33 protein-coding genes and 1 pseudogene are annotated in these 18,141 nt (G+C 53.8%); 11 read left to right on the top strand and 23 right to left on the bottom strand.

Annotation, left to right across the window (positions count from 1 at the left end; genetic code table 11):
• Positions 1 to 592 precede the first annotated feature (592 nt).
• Positions 593 to 838 carry a hypothetical protein gene (locus F3G95_RS06035; RefSeq protein ID WP_149794234.1) on the bottom strand — a complete coding sequence of 82 codons (246 nt, stop codon included), beginning with the start codon at positions 836 to 838 and terminating at the stop codon, positions 593 to 595.
• A 485-nt stretch (positions 839 to 1,323) separates the two neighbouring features.
• On the opposite strand from F3G95_RS06035, the gene F3G95_RS06030 reads away from it, so the two are divergent.
• From F3G95_RS06030 to F3G95_RS05980, 11 genes are all read left to right on the top strand, one after another.
• Positions 1,324 to 1,713 (top strand): hypothetical protein, encoded by a 390-nt coding sequence (locus F3G95_RS06030; RefSeq protein WP_149794233.1) that lies wholly within the window; start codon positions 1,324 to 1,326, stop codon positions 1,711 to 1,713.
• Between the two features lie 113 nt (positions 1,714 to 1,826).
• Positions 1,827 to 2,165, top strand: a complete 339-nt coding sequence (locus tag F3G95_RS06025) for a hypothetical protein (RefSeq protein WP_149794232.1) — start codon at positions 1,827 to 1,829, stop codon at positions 2,163 to 2,165.
• Between the two features lie 108 nt (positions 2,166 to 2,273).
• On the top strand, positions 2,274 to 2,528 hold the full coding sequence (locus F3G95_RS06020) for a hypothetical protein (RefSeq protein ID WP_149794231.1): 255 nt from the start codon (positions 2,274 to 2,276) through the stop codon (positions 2,526 to 2,528).
• 18 nt (positions 2,529 to 2,546) lie between these two features.
• A complete protein-coding gene (locus F3G95_RS06015) occupies positions 2,547 to 2,726 on the top strand; it encodes a hypothetical protein (RefSeq protein WP_149794230.1) in 180 nt (59 codons plus the stop codon).
• A gap of 104 nt (positions 2,727 to 2,830) precedes the next feature.
• Positions 2,831 to 3,772 carry a hypothetical protein gene (locus F3G95_RS06010; protein ID WP_149794229.1) on the top strand — a complete coding sequence of 314 codons (942 nt, stop codon included), beginning with the start codon at positions 2,831 to 2,833 and terminating at the stop codon, positions 3,770 to 3,772.
• 120 nt (positions 3,773 to 3,892) lie between these two features.
• Positions 3,893 to 4,378: a hypothetical protein gene (locus F3G95_RS06005; RefSeq protein ID WP_242959948.1), complete on the top strand. Its 486-nt coding sequence runs from the start codon at positions 3,893 to 3,895 to the stop codon at positions 4,376 to 4,378.
• Positions 4,379 to 4,470: 92 nt separating this feature from the next.
• Positions 4,471 to 5,391 carry a hypothetical protein gene (locus tag F3G95_RS06000; RefSeq protein ID WP_149794228.1) on the top strand — a complete coding sequence of 307 codons (921 nt, stop codon included), beginning with the start codon at positions 4,471 to 4,473 and terminating at the stop codon, positions 5,389 to 5,391.
• Positions 5,392 to 5,497: 106 nt separating this feature from the next.
• Entirely contained in the window at positions 5,498 to 5,755 is a 258-nt protein-coding gene (locus F3G95_RS05995) for a hypothetical protein (RefSeq protein ID WP_097782185.1), read from the top strand.
• 103 nt (positions 5,756 to 5,858) lie between these two features.
• Positions 5,859 to 6,047 carry a hypothetical protein gene (locus F3G95_RS05990; RefSeq protein ID WP_149794227.1) on the top strand — a complete coding sequence of 63 codons (189 nt, stop codon included), beginning with the start codon at positions 5,859 to 5,861 and terminating at the stop codon, positions 6,045 to 6,047.
• A gap of 31 nt (positions 6,048 to 6,078) precedes the next feature.
• Positions 6,079 to 6,396, top strand: a complete 318-nt coding sequence (locus F3G95_RS05985; RefSeq protein ID WP_149794226.1) for a hypothetical protein — start codon at positions 6,079 to 6,081, stop codon at positions 6,394 to 6,396.
• Between the two features lie 223 nt (positions 6,397 to 6,619).
• Complete coding sequence (locus tag F3G95_RS05980) at positions 6,620 to 6,877, top strand: hypothetical protein (RefSeq protein WP_005946074.1); 258 nt, start codon at positions 6,620 to 6,622, stop codon at positions 6,875 to 6,877.
• Positions 6,878 to 7,125: 248 nt separating this feature from the next.
• Here the strand turns inward: F3G95_RS05980 and F3G95_RS05975 are convergent, their stop codons facing one another.
• The 22 genes and pseudogenes from F3G95_RS05975 to F3G95_RS05875 form a co-directional block, all read right to left on the bottom strand.
• On the bottom strand, positions 7,126 to 7,626 hold the full coding sequence (locus F3G95_RS05975; RefSeq protein ID WP_015564773.1) for a hypothetical protein: 501 nt from the start codon (positions 7,624 to 7,626) through the stop codon (positions 7,126 to 7,128).
• A 24-nt stretch (positions 7,627 to 7,650) separates the two neighbouring features.
• Positions 7,651 to 8,268 carry a hypothetical protein gene (locus F3G95_RS05970; RefSeq protein WP_243130288.1) on the bottom strand — a complete coding sequence of 206 codons (618 nt, stop codon included), beginning with the start codon at positions 8,266 to 8,268 and terminating at the stop codon, positions 7,651 to 7,653.
• 6 nt (positions 8,269 to 8,274) lie between these two features.
• Positions 8,275 to 8,784, bottom strand: a complete 510-nt coding sequence (locus F3G95_RS05965; RefSeq protein WP_149794225.1) for a DUF1064 domain-containing protein — start codon at positions 8,782 to 8,784, stop codon at positions 8,275 to 8,277.
• Positions 8,785 to 8,786: 2 nt separating this feature from the next.
• Positions 8,787 to 9,620, bottom strand: a complete 834-nt coding sequence (locus F3G95_RS05960; protein WP_149794224.1) for a hypothetical protein — start codon at positions 9,618 to 9,620, stop codon at positions 8,787 to 8,789.
• Between the two features lie 313 nt (positions 9,621 to 9,933).
• Entirely contained in the window at positions 9,934 to 10,086 is a 153-nt protein-coding gene (locus F3G95_RS13765; RefSeq protein ID WP_015564771.1) for a hypothetical protein, read from the bottom strand.
• On the bottom strand, positions 10,067 to 10,225 hold the full coding sequence (locus tag F3G95_RS13760; RefSeq protein ID WP_154252614.1) for a hypothetical protein: 159 nt from the start codon (positions 10,223 to 10,225) through the stop codon (positions 10,067 to 10,069). The genes F3G95_RS13765 and F3G95_RS13760 overlap by 20 nt, the downstream gene beginning before the upstream one ends.
• On the bottom strand, positions 10,222 to 10,686 hold the full coding sequence (locus F3G95_RS05955) for a hypothetical protein (RefSeq protein WP_149794223.1): 465 nt from the start codon (positions 10,684 to 10,686) through the stop codon (positions 10,222 to 10,224). Before F3G95_RS05955 ends, F3G95_RS13760 begins: the two co-directional genes overlap by 4 nt.
• A complete protein-coding gene (locus F3G95_RS05950; RefSeq protein WP_005946056.1) occupies positions 10,664 to 10,909 on the bottom strand; it encodes a hypothetical protein in 246 nt (81 codons plus the stop codon). Before F3G95_RS05950 ends, F3G95_RS05955 begins: the two co-directional genes overlap by 23 nt.
• Positions 10,906 to 11,397, bottom strand: coding sequence for a hypothetical protein (locus F3G95_RS05945; RefSeq protein ID WP_149794222.1), 492 nt, complete (start codon positions 11,395 to 11,397; stop codon positions 10,906 to 10,908). Before F3G95_RS05945 ends, F3G95_RS05950 begins: the two co-directional genes overlap by 4 nt.
• Positions 11,398 to 11,406: 9 nt before the next feature.
• Positions 11,407 to 11,799, bottom strand: coding sequence for a hypothetical protein (locus tag F3G95_RS05940; protein WP_015564767.1), 393 nt, complete (start codon positions 11,797 to 11,799; stop codon positions 11,407 to 11,409).
• Positions 11,796 to 12,182: a hypothetical protein gene (locus F3G95_RS05935; RefSeq protein WP_015564766.1), complete on the bottom strand. Its 387-nt coding sequence runs from the start codon at positions 12,180 to 12,182 to the stop codon at positions 11,796 to 11,798. Before F3G95_RS05935 ends, F3G95_RS05940 begins: the two co-directional genes overlap by 4 nt.
• Positions 12,183 to 12,184: 2 nt before the next feature.
• Positions 12,185 to 12,832, bottom strand: coding sequence for a hypothetical protein (locus F3G95_RS05930; RefSeq protein ID WP_149794220.1), 648 nt, complete (start codon positions 12,830 to 12,832; stop codon positions 12,185 to 12,187).
• 18 nt (positions 12,833 to 12,850) lie between these two features.
• Positions 12,851 to 13,492 carry a hypothetical protein gene (locus F3G95_RS05925; RefSeq protein ID WP_005946045.1) on the bottom strand — a complete coding sequence of 214 codons (642 nt, stop codon included), beginning with the start codon at positions 13,490 to 13,492 and terminating at the stop codon, positions 12,851 to 12,853.
• The gene (locus F3G95_RS05920) at positions 13,489 to 13,674 is read right to left on the bottom strand and encodes a hypothetical protein (protein ID WP_015564764.1); all 186 of its coding nucleotides are present in this window, start codon (positions 13,672 to 13,674) and stop codon (positions 13,489 to 13,491) included. Before F3G95_RS05920 ends, F3G95_RS05925 begins: the two co-directional genes overlap by 4 nt.
• Positions 13,675 to 13,790: 116 nt before the next feature.
• The gene (locus tag F3G95_RS05915) at positions 13,791 to 14,702 is read right to left on the bottom strand and encodes a prohibitin family protein (protein WP_097782196.1); all 912 of its coding nucleotides are present in this window, start codon (positions 14,700 to 14,702) and stop codon (positions 13,791 to 13,793) included.
• 92 nt (positions 14,703 to 14,794) lie between these two features.
• A complete protein-coding gene (locus tag F3G95_RS05910) occupies positions 14,795 to 15,016 on the bottom strand; it encodes a hypothetical protein (RefSeq protein ID WP_015564762.1) in 222 nt (73 codons plus the stop codon).
• Position 15,017: 1 nt separating this feature from the next.
• Positions 15,018 to 15,227: a hypothetical protein gene (locus F3G95_RS05905; protein ID WP_015564761.1), complete on the bottom strand. Its 210-nt coding sequence runs from the start codon at positions 15,225 to 15,227 to the stop codon at positions 15,018 to 15,020.
• Positions 15,218 to 15,469, bottom strand: coding sequence for a hypothetical protein (locus F3G95_RS05900; protein WP_097782197.1), 252 nt, complete (start codon positions 15,467 to 15,469; stop codon positions 15,218 to 15,220). The genes F3G95_RS05905 and F3G95_RS05900 overlap by 10 nt, the downstream gene beginning before the upstream one ends.
• A gap of 3 nt (positions 15,470 to 15,472) precedes the next feature.
• Positions 15,473 to 15,967 (bottom strand): hypothetical protein, encoded by a 495-nt coding sequence (locus F3G95_RS05895; protein WP_015564760.1) that lies wholly within the window; start codon positions 15,965 to 15,967, stop codon positions 15,473 to 15,475.
• 3 nt (positions 15,968 to 15,970) lie between these two features.
• Entirely contained in the window at positions 15,971 to 16,489 is a 519-nt protein-coding gene (locus F3G95_RS05890) for a 3D domain-containing protein (RefSeq protein WP_015564759.1), read from the bottom strand.
• Positions 16,490 to 16,721: 232 nt separating this feature from the next.
• Positions 16,722 to 17,867, bottom strand: a pseudogene (locus F3G95_RS13945) (DNA cytosine methyltransferase); the annotation flags it as partial.
• The gene (locus F3G95_RS05875) at positions 17,864 to 18,064 is read right to left on the bottom strand and encodes a hypothetical protein (RefSeq protein ID WP_149794218.1); all 201 of its coding nucleotides are present in this window, start codon (positions 18,062 to 18,064) and stop codon (positions 17,864 to 17,866) included. The pseudogene F3G95_RS13945 and the gene F3G95_RS05875, both read right to left, overlap by 4 nt.
• Positions 18,065 to 18,141 lie beyond the last annotated feature (77 nt).

The raw sequence follows: 18,141 nt of genomic DNA, 5'->3' as shown, positions 1-18,141 counted from the left end.
GGGCCGTGGTCATCGGCCCGGCGCCGGGCGGTGTGCGCGGGGTCATTGCAAGAGGCGGCGCGGCGGGCCGGGCGGCGCCAGCGCGGCGGCGATCCGGCAGGCGGGCGGGGTCATCGGGCCAGCGATCCGCCCCAAAGCAGGCCGGGCGCGGCGTCATCGGGCAGGCGCGGCAAGGCGGCGGGCGGTGCTGGCTGCTTTATGGCTGGCAGTGTGCAGGCGGTGCAGTATGGCGCGGCGGTCTGCTGTATGCTGGCATAGGGCAGGCGGGCGGCGCTGGCATGGTATGCAGCAGGCCGGGCGGCGGGGTGCTGGCCGCTGCAGGTGGTGCGCGGCGGGCGCTGGCTGCTGCAGGCGGTGCAGTGTGAGCGGCCCGGCAAAGCGGGCAAAAAGAAAAAGGCCGGGGCGGCGGCGCGTTGTGCGTCGGTCGTCCCGGCCTTTTCTGCTGCTGTTGTCGCCCCGGTGCAGGGCTGTTTTTGCTGTTTGCCGAAGGGGTCAGATTCTTCACTTAACGGCATATCGCTGCAGTGGTAAGGGTTAACTAGGCTATATGCCGCCCCAGTAACCCCCTATAGTCCCCCTTCTTCCCCGCTTTTCACGGTTTCACGGAATCGCCGCCCGCGGAATCAGCCCCCGGCAAGTCGTCCAGCGTCAACGGCTGGCCCTCTTTTGCCATACGTTCCCGCACGGCCTGTAAAATATATCCCTGTATGCTTTGCCCGGACGCTTTTGCCGCGGCTTTTATTGCATTTGCTTCCGGTGTCAACGGTTTCAGGTTTATTTGCGTGCATTTTGCGTTGTATTTGTCGTTATTCAGTCTTTTTCTTGCTGATACAGCCATAATATTACCCCTGTTTATTTTTATATATAAAATATAGCATTTTCGCCCAACCCTGTACAGTGTCAATTTGCACAAAGCACGGTATAGGGTTTTGTGCAAAACGCAGAAAGCACGGTATAGGGCTTGACAATCAACCCTGTACCGTGCTAGAGTAGTGCCGCAGCGGGCGACACGGTACAGGGTTGCAAGCTGAATAAGCCGAAAGGAGAAAAGCCGCATGAATAAGCACTTTTTCGAGCTGCCGAAAGCCGTCAAGCGTGCCGTTTGGGCCGCGCTCATGGCTGAATGGGCAAGGAAAAAAGCCGCCAACCGCACCACCGGTTGACAGCTCGCAAGATGGGATTTGAACAGCTCATCTTGCAATGATTTTACCAGTTTCCGCCGGTAAAGTCAAGCGGACACTTTGCAAGGGCTGCACCGCTCAACAAAGCAACCCATGCCCACCACCCCGCCGGGGTGAATCAAAACCAGAAGGAGCCGACACCATGACAGCATTTGACAAGAAAGTAAACCAGATCGCCGCCCGCCACCGGTGGAACATCGAGAAGCAAGCCCGCGCCGCTGTCCCTTGCTACATCATCGCCGCCCCAACTTATGAGGATGCCGGAAAGATCGTTGCCGTTCTGAACCGCTGCAAGGGCTTGCACCATGAAACATTGACCCCGATTCACTATGAATCGTGGGCGGTCAAGGTGTATGACGCTGGACAGTTGGACGCATGGCGGGAACGAGAGCGGCAAAAATCCGCCCTTGTTGATGCTTTCTATATGGCATTGAAAGCCAACGGCGGCGACCAGAACGCCGCGAAAGCCGCCCAGCGTGAAAAGGCGGTGCAGTGGAACGCCGTCGAAGTGTTCAATGAAATTTACGCATGACCCCCGGATACCTTGACGGGCCGCACCACGAAAAGCGACCCGATCCCACGCCCCGACAATAGCCGGGGAAAAGCACGAAAAGCCACACCACGAAACGAAAAGGAGAAACAACCATGAAACGAATTTTGACCGCCGCCGCACTTGCCGCCGCGCTGCTGTCCAGCGCACCCCGCGCCGCTGCTGTCTGCCCCTACACCGTCGGCCCGCTGGGTCGGTACATCGCCCCGGCCATTGTGCAGGGCATGACCGCCACCGACGACGGGAACGCCGTTGAAGTCTGGTGCACCGACGCGCTGGACGGTGACGACTGGTTTTTTACCGTGGACAACGAAACCAAATTGAAGATTTACAGCCGTGTAAATCTGGTGATCGACGCCAACGGCACCCCGGACGACTTCACCGACGACCGCGTTATTGATGCCCTGTTTTGCAACGACTGCACCGAAGATTGACCCCCGCCGGACACCTTGACGGGCCGCACCGTAAAGCGACCCGATCCCACCACCCCGGAAACATCCGGGAGAAAGACGAACACGAACCACGAGCCGAAAGGAACGACCATGAAGAAACTGAACGTTTACAGCGTGTATCTGGACGACGGGAAAGACGTTTTCCGCGTCACCGTCCCCGCCGCCAGCAAGAAAGACGCCGCCGAATATGTGCGGGGCAACGGCGACGTTGTAGCCATCAAGCCCGCCGATTTGCAGGGCATCGACCTTGACGCACTGGCCGACACACTCAAGCGTGCCCAGTGGGGCCAGATGGAAATTGACATCATCACCCGCGCACTTGCCGCTTGCGGTCTGGATCGCTGAACGAAAGGAGAACGAACCATGTTGACCAAATTAACCCCCATCGAGACCGCCAGCGAAATCATTTACCAGCGGCACATCATCCAGAAGTTGCGCCGGGAAATGAAATACACCCGCCGCCCCGATCTTGTACAAAACGGGATCGACCATGCCCGGCTTGCTCTGAAATGTGCATACCGCGGCTATATGTACACGATTTGACCCCCGCCGGACACCTTGACGGGCCGCACCGTAAAGCGACCCGATCCCATCCACCCGGCCCCGCCGGGAAGAACCACAACAAAAATTGAAAGGAAGTATTTACCATGACGAACAATCAGATCATCCGCAACGAAGCCGCCCGGCTTGACCCTGCCACCCTGCACGCCATCGCCACCGCGCACCACACCCCGGACGAGATCGCCGCCATTGCCGCCGCTTGCAAAACCACCGACGAGAACGGCAACGAGCAGCCCGCCACCGTGGCCGATGTCGAAATCATGCTTGCAGCCGACGAGCTGCACACGTTCGACCACTGGAAGAAAGAGGGTAAGAGCGTCAAAAAGGGTGAAAAGCATCTTGTTTGCTGCTACCTCTGGAAGTACACCACGAAGCCCAGCAAAGAGCAGCGAGAAAAAGCAGCGGCAGAGGGCAAGGAAGCGTCTCCCGATCCGCATTACTACCCCACGAAATCGCACCTGTTCAGTTGCTTACAGGTTGAAAGTAGCAAGCCCGCCCCGGCTGGCCGGTTTGGATCGACCGCCGCAATCATCGAGTATAACAAGAAGCTGGCAGCCGAACGGAAAGCAGCGAAAGCCGCCGCCGAAAAGGCAAAGGCCGAAGCCGCCGCCCCGATCATCACCGAAGAACACCACGAGTTGCCGGAACTGGTGCACGCCGATCCGCTTCCCACGAAAAAGGCCACGAAGCGCACCGCCAAAAAGGCCCCGGCAAAGAAAGCCGAAACGAAACCCGCCGGGCCAGACATGGAAGAGTTGAAAAACGCTTTCGTCAAGAACTATTCCCGCCTGTACCAGACCGACGACGACCACGAAAGCGGCGAGTTTTACGACGCCGTGGACAAGTTCGACGAAATGAGCGCCAACAATGCCCAGTTTACCGCCACCGTCCAGAAGTTCAATAAATACATGGGCGACCTTATCAGCAGTGACCGCGAAGCCGCCGCGTTTGTGATGGCCCTTGACGATCTGGAAAAGGCAAAGACACCCGAAATGGTTCCCACCGTGCAGCAGCTTTGCTTTGCATAACACGAAACGGAGACCCCAGCAGGGCCGCACCGCTCAAAGCGGCCCCGCCCCACTTCCCACCGGCACCCCGCCGGGGGATCGTCACGAAACACGAAAAACGAAAACAGGAGGCTTGAATTTATGTCTTGCATGATGCTTTCCCCCGCCCACATCGCCACCGTTGCGCACGGTCTGGCGTACCTGCTCAATCAATCCGAAATGTGCCAGCTTTCCGCCGCCGACGAATTGCGCGACGCGCTGGGCGCTTGCAGATACCCGCACGATTTTCTGTATGACGACCGCCGAATCTACCCCGTTCTGTACCGGCACAACGAAGCCGCGTATGAAGGGCGCTATAAGGCAAAGCCGGACGAAACCGACGAAGTGCCAGCCATGCCGGACAATGTGCCGCACCTGCTGCACCGTCTGGACTACAACGAGCATTATTTTCTCGATGCTGATTTCTTCAAATTCCTGAAGCTGCTTGACTGCTACATTTACCAGTGCGAAGAACAGGCCACGGCAGACACGAATTTACAGAAAGCGCTTGTAAAGACTTCAAACCACTTGTACGCATTCGCCGCCCAGCAGAATGCAGCATACAACGCCGCGCCGTGGTGCATCTGATCCGCGCCGGATACCTTGACGGGCCGCACCGTAAAGCGACCCGATCCCAGCCGAAAGGCACAACACGAAACGCGAAAAGGAGCAAACGAATTATGACAACATACTATCCCATCAACGAAAATCTGGCCCGTGCTTCCCACAATATGCGCAGCATGAGCACCTATCCGGACGGCTATGCAACCAGAGAATACCGTGCCAGCGTGGACAAAGCCGCCGCTCTGGTCGAAGAAAAGAAGCAGAAAGTCAGCCCATACTATCACGAAAAGCTGGACGCGCTGCTTGACAGCTACGCCCGCCGCCTTGCACAGTGGACGGACGACCACAACCGGAACGGTGCAAGCTGCCCCTCTGTGCTGGTGTGCGGTGCTGGTAACTTCCCGGTGCGAAAGAAGCAGAAGCAGAACGCCCGCGAGGATACGCTTTGGCACGAATATGAAGAAATCGAAGCCATCTTGACGAAAATCAAGGCGGTTGGCACCGGCCCCGTTGATCTGGCCGACCCCCACGCCCGCAAACTGCTCACGGATCAGCTGAACAAAGAGCAAGACCTGCTCGAATACTGCAAGGGTGCCAATGCCTATTACCGGAAGCACAAAACCTTGCGCGGCTATTCCAACATGAGCGACGCGGCAGCCGATGCCCTCACCAGCCCGGACGCCTTTTCAATGAGCCTGTACCGCAAGCCCTACGGCGATTTTGAGTTGACCAGTATCCGCGGCAAGATCAAGCGGATTCAGACCCGCCTTGACGAACTCGACAAAGCGCAAGCCTCCGCTGCATCCGGCCCCGTTGAAGATCAGCACGACGGCTACACCTACCGTGAGAACAACGAAATCATGCGCGTGCAATTCATCTTTCCCGGAAAGCCGGACGACGAAACCCGCACCATGCTCAAAGAGAACGGTTTCCGGTGGGCACCCAGTCAGGGCGCTTGGCAGCGCCAGCTTGCCGCAAACGCCAAATATGCAGCGCACCGTGTCATTGAGTTTCTGGACGGCAACGAAAACGAATAATAAAAGCGGACACCCCAGCAGGGCCGCACCGATTCAAAGCGGCCCCGCCCCATCTTCCCGGCATAAATGTCGGGAACATCACGAAAACGAAAAGGAGCTATGAACCATGACAGCCAAACAGCAAAGCACCGAATCCGGCGGCGGTCTGCGCACCGTCACCCTCACCGCTGACCAGTGGAACACCCTGTATTTCTACCTTCTCACTTCCACGAAGTACCGCAACGGTGAAATTGAAGCGTGGGAAAGGCTGGCCCTTGAAACGAACGAGGACGGTTCCCCAAAGTTCATCCACGCCGCCGACAATGCGCGTTATCTCCGGGATCAGGAAAAGACGCTGCACGAAATCGCACAAAGCATCTGCTGACAACCCGACCCGCCGGGGAAAATAGGAGAATTGACTTCATTTTGTAGTCGGTTGAATGCCGATCCACTGCCCCGCAGGGGTAAATCACGAAAGGACGAAACGAATGTACTACTTCATTTACTGCAAAGGCCCCAACGAAAAGCGCTTCACGCTTTGCAATCCATGGAAAGGCACACGCGGCATGGGCAAAGTATATGCGCCGCGCTTCCTCAAGGATCAAGCCGACTATGCCGTTGCATGGATGGCCGAGCACAACCCCGGCTTTATCTTCCAGCGCCGCCCGGCACGCTGAACATCACCACCACGAAAAGGAGCAACGAACCATGACAACCAACGAACGCTTTCTCTCAGTCCTGCACAGGATCACTTCCTGCCGCCACTTAGCCACCGTCAACATAACGATCTGGAACAGACGCATTGAAGTCCGGCACACCGTTTTCGATGAAATGTACATCCTGCGCAGCTTTCCCCTGCCCAACACCCACAACGAATATTGCGCCTGCATGGCGGCTGCCTGCCGGTGTCTGTCCGACAAGCTGCTTTCGTGGGCAAGCGAGTACGACCACGGCAACGATGTTCTGAACAAGCAGTACGACACCGTTAACAAAGCCTTTCGCAAGCGCTTAGAGGAACAAGAATGACCCGTGCCCCGGTTCCATGCCGGGGCATCTTGTGATATACTTTCACTAACGAAATTGGACTTTTCAAGCGCGAAAAGTTCAATTCCAGCAACGAATTTGCAAAAAGGGGGGCATTTTTACGAACGAAGTCGAATTTTTTGCACCTTGGCGTCTGGTTGCCAGTTTTGCCGACGGCACACGCGCCACGTTCGACGGACTGACCGAGGAACAGGCCCACACCGCAATGGAAGCCGCCCAGACCGAGCACGGCGACATTGGCTATTGGAACCGTGTCACGGATGTAAACTATGAGGACGGCCAGTATTGCGGCACCCTGCAGGAACCGCCCACGGTTCATGTTGTGGATTTTTCCGGGTATGACGGGCCGCTGGACGAAAACGGCTTTCCTGTTGGCCTGCCGAACGAAATCGCCGAGTACATGAAGCAGCACGGCGAACCGCCCACCGTTCCGAAAATCATCATCAAGAAAAACGAACCATAAACGCACGAAATCCCTCGACGGAATTACCCGCCGGGGGATTTCTGTTTTTGACGATTCGCAAGTTTGTTTTTCTGAGCTGTTCGGAGGTTTCGCGGAAGCCCTTCATTCTGCACGCGCATAAATTCGCTTCATTCTCTACCCTATAGTGTCTTTCCGGCACGAATTAAGATCGCTGAAGTTCGATTCTAAGGGCCTGTTTTTGCAGGTTTTCTATCAAAAATCAGGCATAAGCCATTTTACAGCCCCTTTTAATCGCGCGCGTCATACGCACGTGAGAGCAGTTCTTCGACCATCGGGACTTCATCCAGCATGGAACCCAGAACGACCAGCGCGAACTTTTCCCACCGCTGGGCTGTGATCTCTGTTTTTCTCAGTTCGCGGGCTATGGTTTTCCAGCCTTTTTGTAACGACGGATCACTGTAGACATACCGCCCGCACAGGATCGTTTTGTAACGACTGTTCAGCCGGTCTAATTGTCCCCGGATCGTGGTCTGATCTGCACGGAGAACATCCTTCCGAACACGAAGTTCATTTTCCCGGCGCTGGCACTCCACATCATCAGCCAGCTTCACAGCCAGCGACGCGGTACTATCTCCCGGCGTGCTGCCGTGCGGCATACCGTCCATAGCAATGCCCTTGATGGGATTGTAGCGGTCTCGCAGTTCTGCCAGCTCAATGTTGACATCATCAAGCTGTGCTTCAATCCCGCCAAAGTAGCGCAAAATCATTTTCGTTTCTTCTGCCTGCATTTTGCCCTCCTACGCTCCGTACCGTCAAAATTCTGTCGAGAAGATAGGCCCTGCACCGGGCACACGCGCAACCTCCGTACTGCCGCCGGTCATCTGGGCGACACACCGGCCCAGTTTGGTATACGCCACATACTCCCCGTCTTTTGTCCATTCGAGGAACTGTTCATAGTTTTTTCTGGCTTCTTCCACGGTGCTGTTGATCTGGGCACGATCATAGCCCATAGAATCCAGCGCTTCGATGAAGAACCGGATCACGAGATCACCAGCGGCACGCCGTTCGGCCAGCGCGTCTTTTTCACGCTGTTTGCGCGGGTATTGTCCCGCCGGGAGGACAAACGGCTTATCCAGCATCGGTGCTGTGCGCTCTCTCAGCTTCTCGCGGGCTTTCGGCTGCCCATATGCGCTCATTTCAACCGTGTATACCTCTGCCCGGTGGTTCATTTCCGTGCAAAGCCGCTCCTGCTTGTCCCGGTTGAAATCTAGCGTGTCATTGGCGGCGATCATGGTGCAGTAGCTCACCACCTCGCCAACGGCCTGCCGGTTCAGCGTCAGGTTCTTTCTGGTGTTTACCTTTTCGGCGCACCGGGCAAAGGCATTCTGTGCCATATGCATAGACACTGCCCTTGGGATTCCTCTGCTCATGATGTTTCATCCTTTCCTTTCGGTCTGTTGGGCGCACTTCTTCCATGCTTTGATTTCTGCTGCAGTATCAGGGGTAATGTGTTCCACAAAGCGCCAGCCCTGCGGCTCCGCCACAAGGTCGATGAACATACGGCGGCGGTGGATGTAATCGCGCTGCTGCCGCCGGGTGAATTTGCTTTTCACCTCTACAACCTCAACTGTGCCATCTGCATAAGTCAGCACAAAATCTGGGGTATAGTGCATCGCCGGTAGTTTCACATTGCCGTATTCTTTTTCGGGCAGCATGGTAAACCTGCGGTGCGATTCCACCTTCACGATCTCCCCGCGCTGGACTTTTGGCAGAATCATTCCCATGTAGTAGTCGTACTCGCCCCTGCTGTCAAACTCCCGTCCTGTTTTCTTGGCGGCTGCAGCCACGGCTTCCAGCGTCGGTGCTTTTGCTCTGCATCTGGCCGCAATCTGTGCTTCCGCCTGTGCCCGATACTTTGGTGGCAGGTCAGAAAGTTCCATCCTCATACTCAAGGCCGGTTCCTCCTGTTCTGCTGCATCCCAGTCTCTTTGCGATATAGGCGCACGATCAGGTGCCGGGTGTTGTTGCCGGTGATTATGGGTTCGCAGTAGTGCAGGGTGTATCCTGGGTACATCTTCTCCCAGAATGCACGATCTTCCAGACGGTTCTCGCAAACATCTTTCAACTTTGTGCGGCTCATTTTCCCATCGTTCGGGCGGGGCATTTTCGGCGGTTTCAGCCCGCGGCTCTGCCGCCAATGGCGCTTGCACCTCACATTCTTCATGATGTACTTTGCAAGGCTCGTGATGTAGCCATGATCGAAGTGTAGAGGTTCGCAACGGGCCATGCCGCGCCCGCTCCACGCTTCCTCTACAATTTCACGGGTCAGACCGTAAACGCGCTGCATAATGACATGGTGATGGTGCTTTCCCACCCACACCCCGTCAACATACGTCGAGTATTCATGCACGACGATCCACTTCGGGTGCCGAATGCCTTTTTTATCGCACATCCGGTATAGCTTTTTCATGGCGGCGGAAAAATCCTTATCCACACGCTTTGTGTCCGCCGGGTCGGGCCGGTGTTCATCGTCATAGGTGTATGTAACAGAATAATCGCTCTTGTGGAAGTTGCGCTGAACCAACAGCTCTAAATACCGTCCACTTTTTCGCAAATTGTACGCTTCCTTCGCAATGGAGCTTGCCAGCTCTTTTTTCTTGCGGGTGCTGGCCTTGTGCTGCCGTTCCGTGATCTCGAAAAAATCCACCTGCATGGTGTCAGCCGTGGCATAGTCTTTGCCGCAGATAAATTTTTGCTCTCGTACTCTGAATCCCGCGGTCATACTCTCCACGTCCTCCTTTCCGTACACGTCATGGAATTTTCTGAATCTTGAACCACAAACACGAGAAGGGAACGATGCAGAGGAACAACACCGGGCCGCGTTCCCTACGATCCTGCTTCCGGCAAGCCATCAGAACGCTGCCCTCGTTTTCCCTCTGCACTCCCTTTCCCCGCCGGGGGAAAGCTCCTGTTTTTCTCTGATTTCTCAGAATGTCCCTTAGTTTAGCTCCGATATACAAGCCCCTTGCCGCCTCGTCAGGGCGGCAATTTAACGACGGACGCTCTTTATATATAAGGTAAAGGGCTTGTCTTGCTTATTTCAGCAGGGCGAATTTGAACCAATCCGGCAGGTCGGATGCTGCAATAAAATACTTTACCACCAGCACCACGGCAAGAATAATCACCGGTGCCAGCAGGTACAGCCAGCCGATAGCGTAAGCGCCGAACTCACTTTTCTTCTTTTTCATCACTATCTTCCCTTCCTTCCCACACAGGGCAGCTATCTTCCGGGTCTGTGAAATCCGCCCGATGCTCAGAATTTCCATTGAAGCACACCCATGAAAAGTTATCATGCCATGCGCAGGTGAAACACTCTTTTTCCATCACTCACGTTCCTCCCAGTTCCAGCAGGAAGCTTCCCGGCCTGTCACGGGCTGAGAATGATGTTTGTTGAAACACGTCCCGTCCCGCAAATGCCACCTGCAAAATTCACAGCTTTTGTGTAAAGTGACTTTTGCGCCGCACTCTGGGCAGTGCTTAAACGTGTACTCGCAAAGTTCTTTCTCCCCGTCGTCCGGGTCGATTTTGATTTGCTTCCAGTCCTCAACGTGAATGCCGCACTTGTGGCAAATAAATTCGTCGCAGTCTACGTAGTCCCGGTTCTCGTTGTATGTCAGCGGTTGCAGGCTCTCCGGGGCAATGGTCGGTTCGGCATTCAAACTGCCCTCGATCATCTGCACTACACTGGTTTTGATTTTCCCGTGTGTCAGCTCCCCTTTCAGTGCATACTCTATGTTCTTGAGTACCTGCATGAAATGGTTTGCATCAACCAGACGTTTTTCTTCCATTTTCTTTTCCCGCTTTCTTTCTGGGCGTTCGCTTCTTCTTGGGCAAATCCGGTATTGTTACCACAACATCCCTTTGTTTCTCCATTTCCGCCGGGATTGCCTCAACCAGACTTTTGAATTTTTGCAAGGTTTGAACCTCCGTCGCCGCGAAAATGAACTGCGCCAGTTCTTCCGGTGTTCCCTGCTGGACGGAATGACCGTCCGGGTATGTTGTGATCGTCATTTTTCTTCTCCTTTCAGTTTCAGTTCCACTTTCGGCATGGGCTGATCCGAACGGTTCATCGGTTCATAGAAATCGACCCACTGTCCACCCTCCGGGAAGTCGTGCCACGCAAGCGCGTACCGGATCGTCAGCCAAACGGTTTCTGCTCTGTATGCTTCTTTCATGGTCGTGTCGATAGATGCAGGCGGAACATTCTGTCTCCAAAGTGCGTCCATGCCCTGCCGCATCTGGTTACGAAGCCGCATACACTTGAGAAAATCCGCTTCGTGGTCTTTATGAAACTGCTTTCGTTCTTCGGTCGTGTGGCACCGCTTTTCCATCTTGTCCACATAATCCCAGCAGCAAACCTCATTGGTGAAGTCCTCAAACTGGCCCATGCGGAACCGGAGGTATTCTTCGCACGCCTGCTTCACGGCCTGTGCCGTTTCTCGGCTCATGGTGATGGTCACATTCTCGACCTCTGCCGGGGCCTTATTTTTTGTTACCATTCTGTCACCTCAACAAATCCTGACAGCCGGGGCACCGTAGCCATCCCGTACCAGAACCCCCTCTTTTTCCGTAAAAAACATTGTCGTCTTGAACGGAAAGTTTGCTCTGTCGATGCCAGCTTCGGCGGCAGCATCGGCCAGCATTTTGCACGGGCCGTAATCACTCCCGATGGAAAAGCCGAAAGCTTGAATGCTTTTCGCGTATTCCTCAATGCTTTTTGCCAATGCCGCCTTGAATGTGTTCAGCTGATCCAGCGTAACGCTCTGTCGCATCGTATCCGCAAGGAAGCACACTGCAACAGAGGTAAAGCTATCGTCTCCGTTGCTATGCGGCTGGTGATCCATCAGCTTTCCAGCCCACCAGCTGACAGCCTTTTCAATATCATCCTTTGCCAAAATCATACCGTTTCCCCGCCTTTCTTTTTCAGAGGTTCAGGCCCCGTTCCATAGTCCGGCACCCAGCCGCCCGGCCAGTCGTGCCGCTGGCTGCGTTCGTATTTCTTGACCATTGCGGCCAGCTGAATAGCTTCCACCGCTGCGTGGATTGCCACATCATAAATGAGATTCAGGTGCTCCCGCTTCATGGGTTCGTTTCTCTTGACATCTCGCCACAGCCGGATTGTCAAGCCAAAGTGGAGCTTCCGCACCTCGTCTATCAGTTCGTCCAGTTCTTCCCGGATCACCGCATACCCTTCATGCGGACTTGCGAACATCCGAAAGCGGCGGTTTGCTGCCGCCAGCTCCTTCTTTGCCAGAGCACGGACATCTTTTGTGATAACGTCCATGGTTATTCCTCCGCCCGGCTCTTGATTTCAGCCAGCAGATCATCCAATGGAACATCGGCGAGGCAAAACCCGGCTTCTCCTTCATCCTCGGTAGAGACCCAGAGTGTAGAGGGAAAGTACAAAGCGGGGCGAACACCATAGGAGTGGTCGTACCAGCTGTAGCCGCTGGAGCCATCGGCGCCGACGCGCCAGACGCTGCTGTACCTGCGGGTGAGCGGAGAGCAATTCGGCGTACCGTAAGGCGTCGCCAACCACCACGGCGTATCTACCTTCGGGATCAGCCGCCAATACTTTCCATACTGACGCAGGGTCAACAGGCCGATTCTGTATTCAACGGTTCCGTATTCGGTCTGTCCGGTTGTGTCCTGCAGGTCGATCTTGAACGGAATAAAAGTATCCAGCGGCGTACCCTTCTCGGTAAACTCTGCCAGACAGTTACCCAGATACTTCATAACATCGCTCCGGCGCAGATCGTTGGGACACTCCGGGTCGTCGCCGTCACGGAACGGCATTTTCGTCCAAATGTCCTTTGCCAGCACCAGACAACCGTGTTCGTCTGCATCCAGCTTCACAAACTCTTTGCCCAGCGCCTTGAAGATGCCGCCATTTTTCACATTGCCCAAAGTTGTGCTTTTCAAAATCTTGCTCATGGTCGTTTCTCCTTCTTATTACTCCTGCTGCTCGGAATCCTTTTCGGCGTTCAAATCATCGAATGTCTGTTCCGGTTCTTCCTGTTCACCGATGTGAGTTTCTGCCAGCATTGCAACCAGTTCTTGCAGCTTTGCTTCTGCGTAGTCCGGCACCGTATATGCCATAACGGCGGCTCGTACCCTCATGCCGTTCTTCACGACATAATAAACCGTTCCGTCGGTTTGTTTTCTCTGGTAATAGCGGATAAAACCGTTATTCTTAATTTCATCCTCCAGCGGCGCAAGGTGCGACTGACAGATAATGCCGACCATGTGGCGATCCTCGGTCACAAGCGGGATAAGGATTTCTCCACTGCAGTAAATACCGATGCCCAGTTTCTTCACTTCGACTTCATCCTTAATTGTGTCGTCAAGATTGAAACCCTGAAAATCAATTTTGTATGCACAGTCGAAGTCGTTGTAAACCACCTTTTCGATCATGGTATCCTCGCTGATTCCCAGCATAGCGCCCATCTGGTTGCGGTTCAGCGGACGCGGGAAACCGGTAGCGCAGTAAATCGCCGACGCAGTTCCAATGTAGAAATCATCACTCTCGTCGTTATGGAAAACATTGCAGACAAGCTGCCGCTTGACCATCTTTGTCAGCCCTGAAAGTTTCATCTTTTGACCACCTCCACGTCCGGTTTTTCCGTTTCACTAAACCTCGGATAAAAGGTCATTGCGCACATCCGTGCCTCACGGAGTGCTGCATCTGAGCTTTTTGCGTCCAGCTTGTACGGTAGCTGCATCTTGTTTTTCGTGTAGCTGTCAATGCCGAACAGCATGATACTGAACTTTGCCATTTTCTGCTCCTTTCTGCTCATTTTCTTTCGGTGGGCACTTCCGGGCTTGAACCTGGCGGGGCCTATTCCCTATGCTCATATAAAAAGGAGCCGCCGCTCTGGGCGGCTCCAAAAGATCAGTTGATGCCGTTGATAATGGGGATGCTGTTACCATCGCCAACATAGGCAGGCAGTTCACCGTTCCAGCGGGATTCCACGTCGGTGATCTTGTAGTATTCCAGCAGGTTGCTGTTCAGACTGTCGTTCAAGGCGCGGTTTGCTTCCGCCTTTTTCTCTGCAACGTACAACTCTGCGTCCGCTGCAACCTTAGACTTTTCCGCTTCCGCATTGGCTGCGATCAGGTCAGCGTCCGCCGTGGCCTGTGCTTCGACACGGCGCTTGTCGGCGTCAGTCTCGGCTTTTTCCTTTTCCTGCTGGGCCTTGACCTTTGCTTCCACCGCATCGGTAAAGGTATCAGTGAAGTCAAAATTGGTCACGCTGATATACTGCAGGTCGATGTTGTACTGTGCCAGCACTTCCCGCAGTTTCGTGTCCATCTGGGAAGCGACTGCATCCCGGTTGGAAATCAGGCTGCTTGCATCGTAATGGGCAACCACGGCTTTCACCGTTTCAAGGACACGGGGAGTAATCAGGGTGTCCTCATACTTTTTGCCGACCTCTTTGTAGATGGTCATTGCATTTGCCTGATTGATCCGGTAGCCAACCGCCACACTGGTGGAGACTTCCTGAATGTCAGAACTGAACGCTGACAAATCCATGCTCATTTCCTGAACACGGTTATCCATCTTCACGATGGACTGCCACGGGGCCTTGAGCACCACACCTGCGTCCTTCGTGCCATCCTCGACTTTGCCAAAGGTCGTGACGATGCCGGTATAGCCGGTAGGGACATAGGACACACAGGAAATGCCGATAAAAATGACAGCCACCACCGCCGGGATGATTGCAGTTCTTTTTGCATCATCCGAGAAAATCAGGATAGCCAGCGCGATCAGTACAAACAGTGCGCCGATAATAAAAAGAATCATGTTTCCTCAACTTTCGCTCATGCGTTTATGTACGGGCGAAAGCTGGATTAAATCGGATCGTGGTAAATAGGGACGCCACTTTGATAATCGCATTACAGGAAGCTCACCTGCCCCTCTGGATTCTTATTTTTCGTTTCGCGCGGCTTGTAGTCCTTTTCTTCGTTCAGGACATCAACCGGATTAAATTCAAACTGCTTGCAGCGGTTCGGGCTGACAATTTTCTTTTTATCCCGGATTTCTTTTCTTGCTTCACAGTAAATTAGATCGTCGTCCTGCAGGGACGCCAGTGAACAATATCTGCAATACTGGGTCATTTCACAGCTCCAATGCGTCGATAATCTCCGCTACCATATCATTTAGAAAAGCAGCAAGCCTACGCAGAAGTGACCTTTTGGGCTGGTTGTCGTTCGGCTTGCGGCTGTCGTTCTCAATTTCAATTCCGACAACATAGTTATTGTCTCCGACAACCGTTTGCTGGATTTGAATTGCATTATTTCCTGCCTTTTGAGACTGCTTCACATCCATACTTCGTCCCTCTCGTATTGATCTTTCAGGGCAAAGTAAGTATCGAAAATGAGCTTGTGCCCCGTCCCGGACGTTTCATGCTCGACCACTTCCCTGACGGGTAAAGTCACCCTTTCGCCAAATCGTCCCTTGAAAATTCTCATTTCAAGCGATCCATCCCGGATGTTTCGCATATATTCAAACCCATACCCATCCTTCTGGGCCTCTGCTGCAACTTCTTCCAGCGCTCTTTTTATCTTCACCGCTCACCCTCCAAGCGTCGGATCAGGGCATTCCCATTTGTAGTCCTTAAATTTGATTCTCCGGTTCGTGACAAGTCTGCCCTCCACGATCTCAATTTCCCTGTTGAACTCCAAACCCATTTCATATCCATACACGCGGAAATCCACATTGTACTTTTTGGACATTTCAATGTAGGGCGTTTCATCAACGTTCCATGCTGCTTTCATGCTTACAACAAGGATCGGCTTTTCATCTTCTCTGTAAGAATCCCCGTAGACCCCCTTTTCAACAAAGTTTCTTTTCGTTCCTTCGATATAAGCGTCCTCGATCGTATCCAAACGCATCTCGCGGGCTTTCGGATCATGTTCAAATACGACAGCGTCATCTACAAGTTCATCTTCGTATGAGCCATCTCTAAACCACTTTGTGAAGTAGCAGTGCAGGCATTCTTCCACCCACCGCTTAATATCTTCCGGCTTTCCGCGGATTTTAAGTTTTCCTTTTACCCAGTTCGCCATAGTTTATTCCTCCTTCAAAACCCATACTCTATGATTTCCACAGCCGTTCCACTTCTCGGCATTCTCGTGAGTGTCCACAGCTACATCAAGGTGTTTTCCCTGAATGGCGGCTCCTTTGTCCTGCACAATGCGGATTCCTACGCCCTCAATGTACAGAACCGTTCCATACGGAAAGATGGACGTGTCCGCTGCCACAGTGACGCCTGCCTGTATAGGCTGGCCGCTGGCCGTAATTCCGTGTCCTTCTCCGCAGATATGTTCGTACTGTTCTGTGCAATATGCCGTGCAGAAAAATGTACCTGCCTCTGTCAGCTCGATTTTCCTGTCCGCTGTTTCATCAAGGCGAATTTGCAGAGAATCAATAACTTCTTCGTCCTCTACAGCCCGGTCAAGCCAGTTCTGGGCACGGCTTGCGTAAATATCCCGCTGGGTCTCAAGGTCTGCAATACGGCCTTTTAGTACGCCGACCTTTGCGCTGTTGACGATCTCAGCCGCGAAGAACAGCACCAGAATTGCTTTCATTTTCCGTGTCATTTCCAAACCACCTTTTTGTTACTGCAATTGGAAATTCTTCAATTTCAGACGCCCACACTGCTGTACCTGCTCCATATGCCGTCTCCCACACAAGCGGGAAACCGCCAATTCCATCAAACAGGCTTCCCAGTGTTGGCTTATCTTTCAGGTATGGCCGCATCTTCTGGACAATCCAGAACCACTGCGGAAGGGCAATGCTGTTTCCCAGTGCCTTATAGCGCGGCGTATCTGCCGGTTTATGCTTTTTCCCTTTGGTGTCCGTCCATTCCCCGATGTCTGTCCATCCGTCCGGGTATCCCTGCAGGCGCTCACATTCCGTCGGGGTCAATCTTCGGACGATCCAGCGCACGACACGTTCCGCCACAAGGCATTCCCCACCGTTTCCGATATTTCCCGTTTTCGCTTTCAGTGTTGCACTGCTGTCGCTTTCCTTGTATGTAGAGAAAGTCTGCTCGCTATAGGTTTTTCTTTCAGCAACCTGCGGCCCCGCTGTCGTCCCGGTATTCTTGCAACTCAAGGCTGCCGCCTTGCTTCCGGTAACAGCTCCGTTGTACAGATCGACCGCAATAGCCGTATAGTCTGTGACGCGGCTCTCATGATCCCCGGTAATGGTCGGAACTGTCTTACCGTTGCCATTTCCACGACCGTCAAAGACGATTGGCTGGAAAAGGGTCTGGTCTTGAAGCGTCGAGAGCGTTCCCGTCTTTTCTGTCTGCACCAGTGCGCCTTTCCCGCCTCCTGCACATCCCGAACGGATTTTCAGGGTGTAGGCTGCCTCCCCTGCCACCACTCGATCATGTCCAGCAGGGCAGTTTTGAGTAAATCCGGTAACGCTTTGCCACGTCGGGATGCTCTTGTCAGGATTCCCTGACAGGCCCGTGCGCTCAAAAAGTATCTCTGCGGCACATTGACCTCTAAAATCTGCGACAACTGCGATACGCTTTCTACGCTGGGGCACTCCCCAACGTTCAGCGTTGAGCAACCGCCATGCCAGAGACCAGCCGTTTCCGATGATTGCTCCGGCCTTGCACCATCGCCCCCCCCCCGCAGGTCGAGGAATTGAAACGTCTGGTTGTGCCGCGTGGGCAAGTTTTTCCAGCACGGTTCTGAAATCTTCTCCGCCGTTTGAGCTGAAAGCTCCGGGAACATTTTCCCAGATAGCGAAAGCTGGATACATTCCATTTGTGGCAACCCTCATTTCTACAATAACTCTTATGGCTTCTGTGAACAGACCGGAATTTTTCCCCTCAAGGCCAGCTCTCAAGCCTGCCATGGACAAATCCTGACAAGGCGAACCAAACGTGATGCAGTCCACGGGTTCAATCTGGTCTCCATGGATTTTAGTAATGTCGCCCAAATGAATCATTCTTCTGCCTCTTTAGATTTAATTGCCATCCACCACAGTGCGGCATGAAGCGCGAAGCCCGGACAAGCCTGAACCGTTACCTGACTTGCCACAACCTTAATCGCTTCTTCGATTTCTTCTTGTTTCGGCATTGTCGCGTGAAGGAATCTCGCCTGTGCAATTTTCTCCAAAATCCTTATTGCATCGACGTAAAGCACTCTTTTTACCTCCTATTGATTTTTTCATAGTTCTTGCACGGGTGGCCGGAATCGAACCGGCTTGCCTACCGATGGGG

This window comes from Faecalibacterium sp. Marseille-P9312, from assembly GCF_902497445.1.
In the GTDB taxonomy this organism is placed as follows: domain Bacteria; phylum Bacillota; class Clostridia; order Oscillospirales; family Ruminococcaceae; genus Faecalibacterium; species Faecalibacterium longum.
This window is presented reverse-complemented; position numbering and strand designations above follow the sequence as displayed.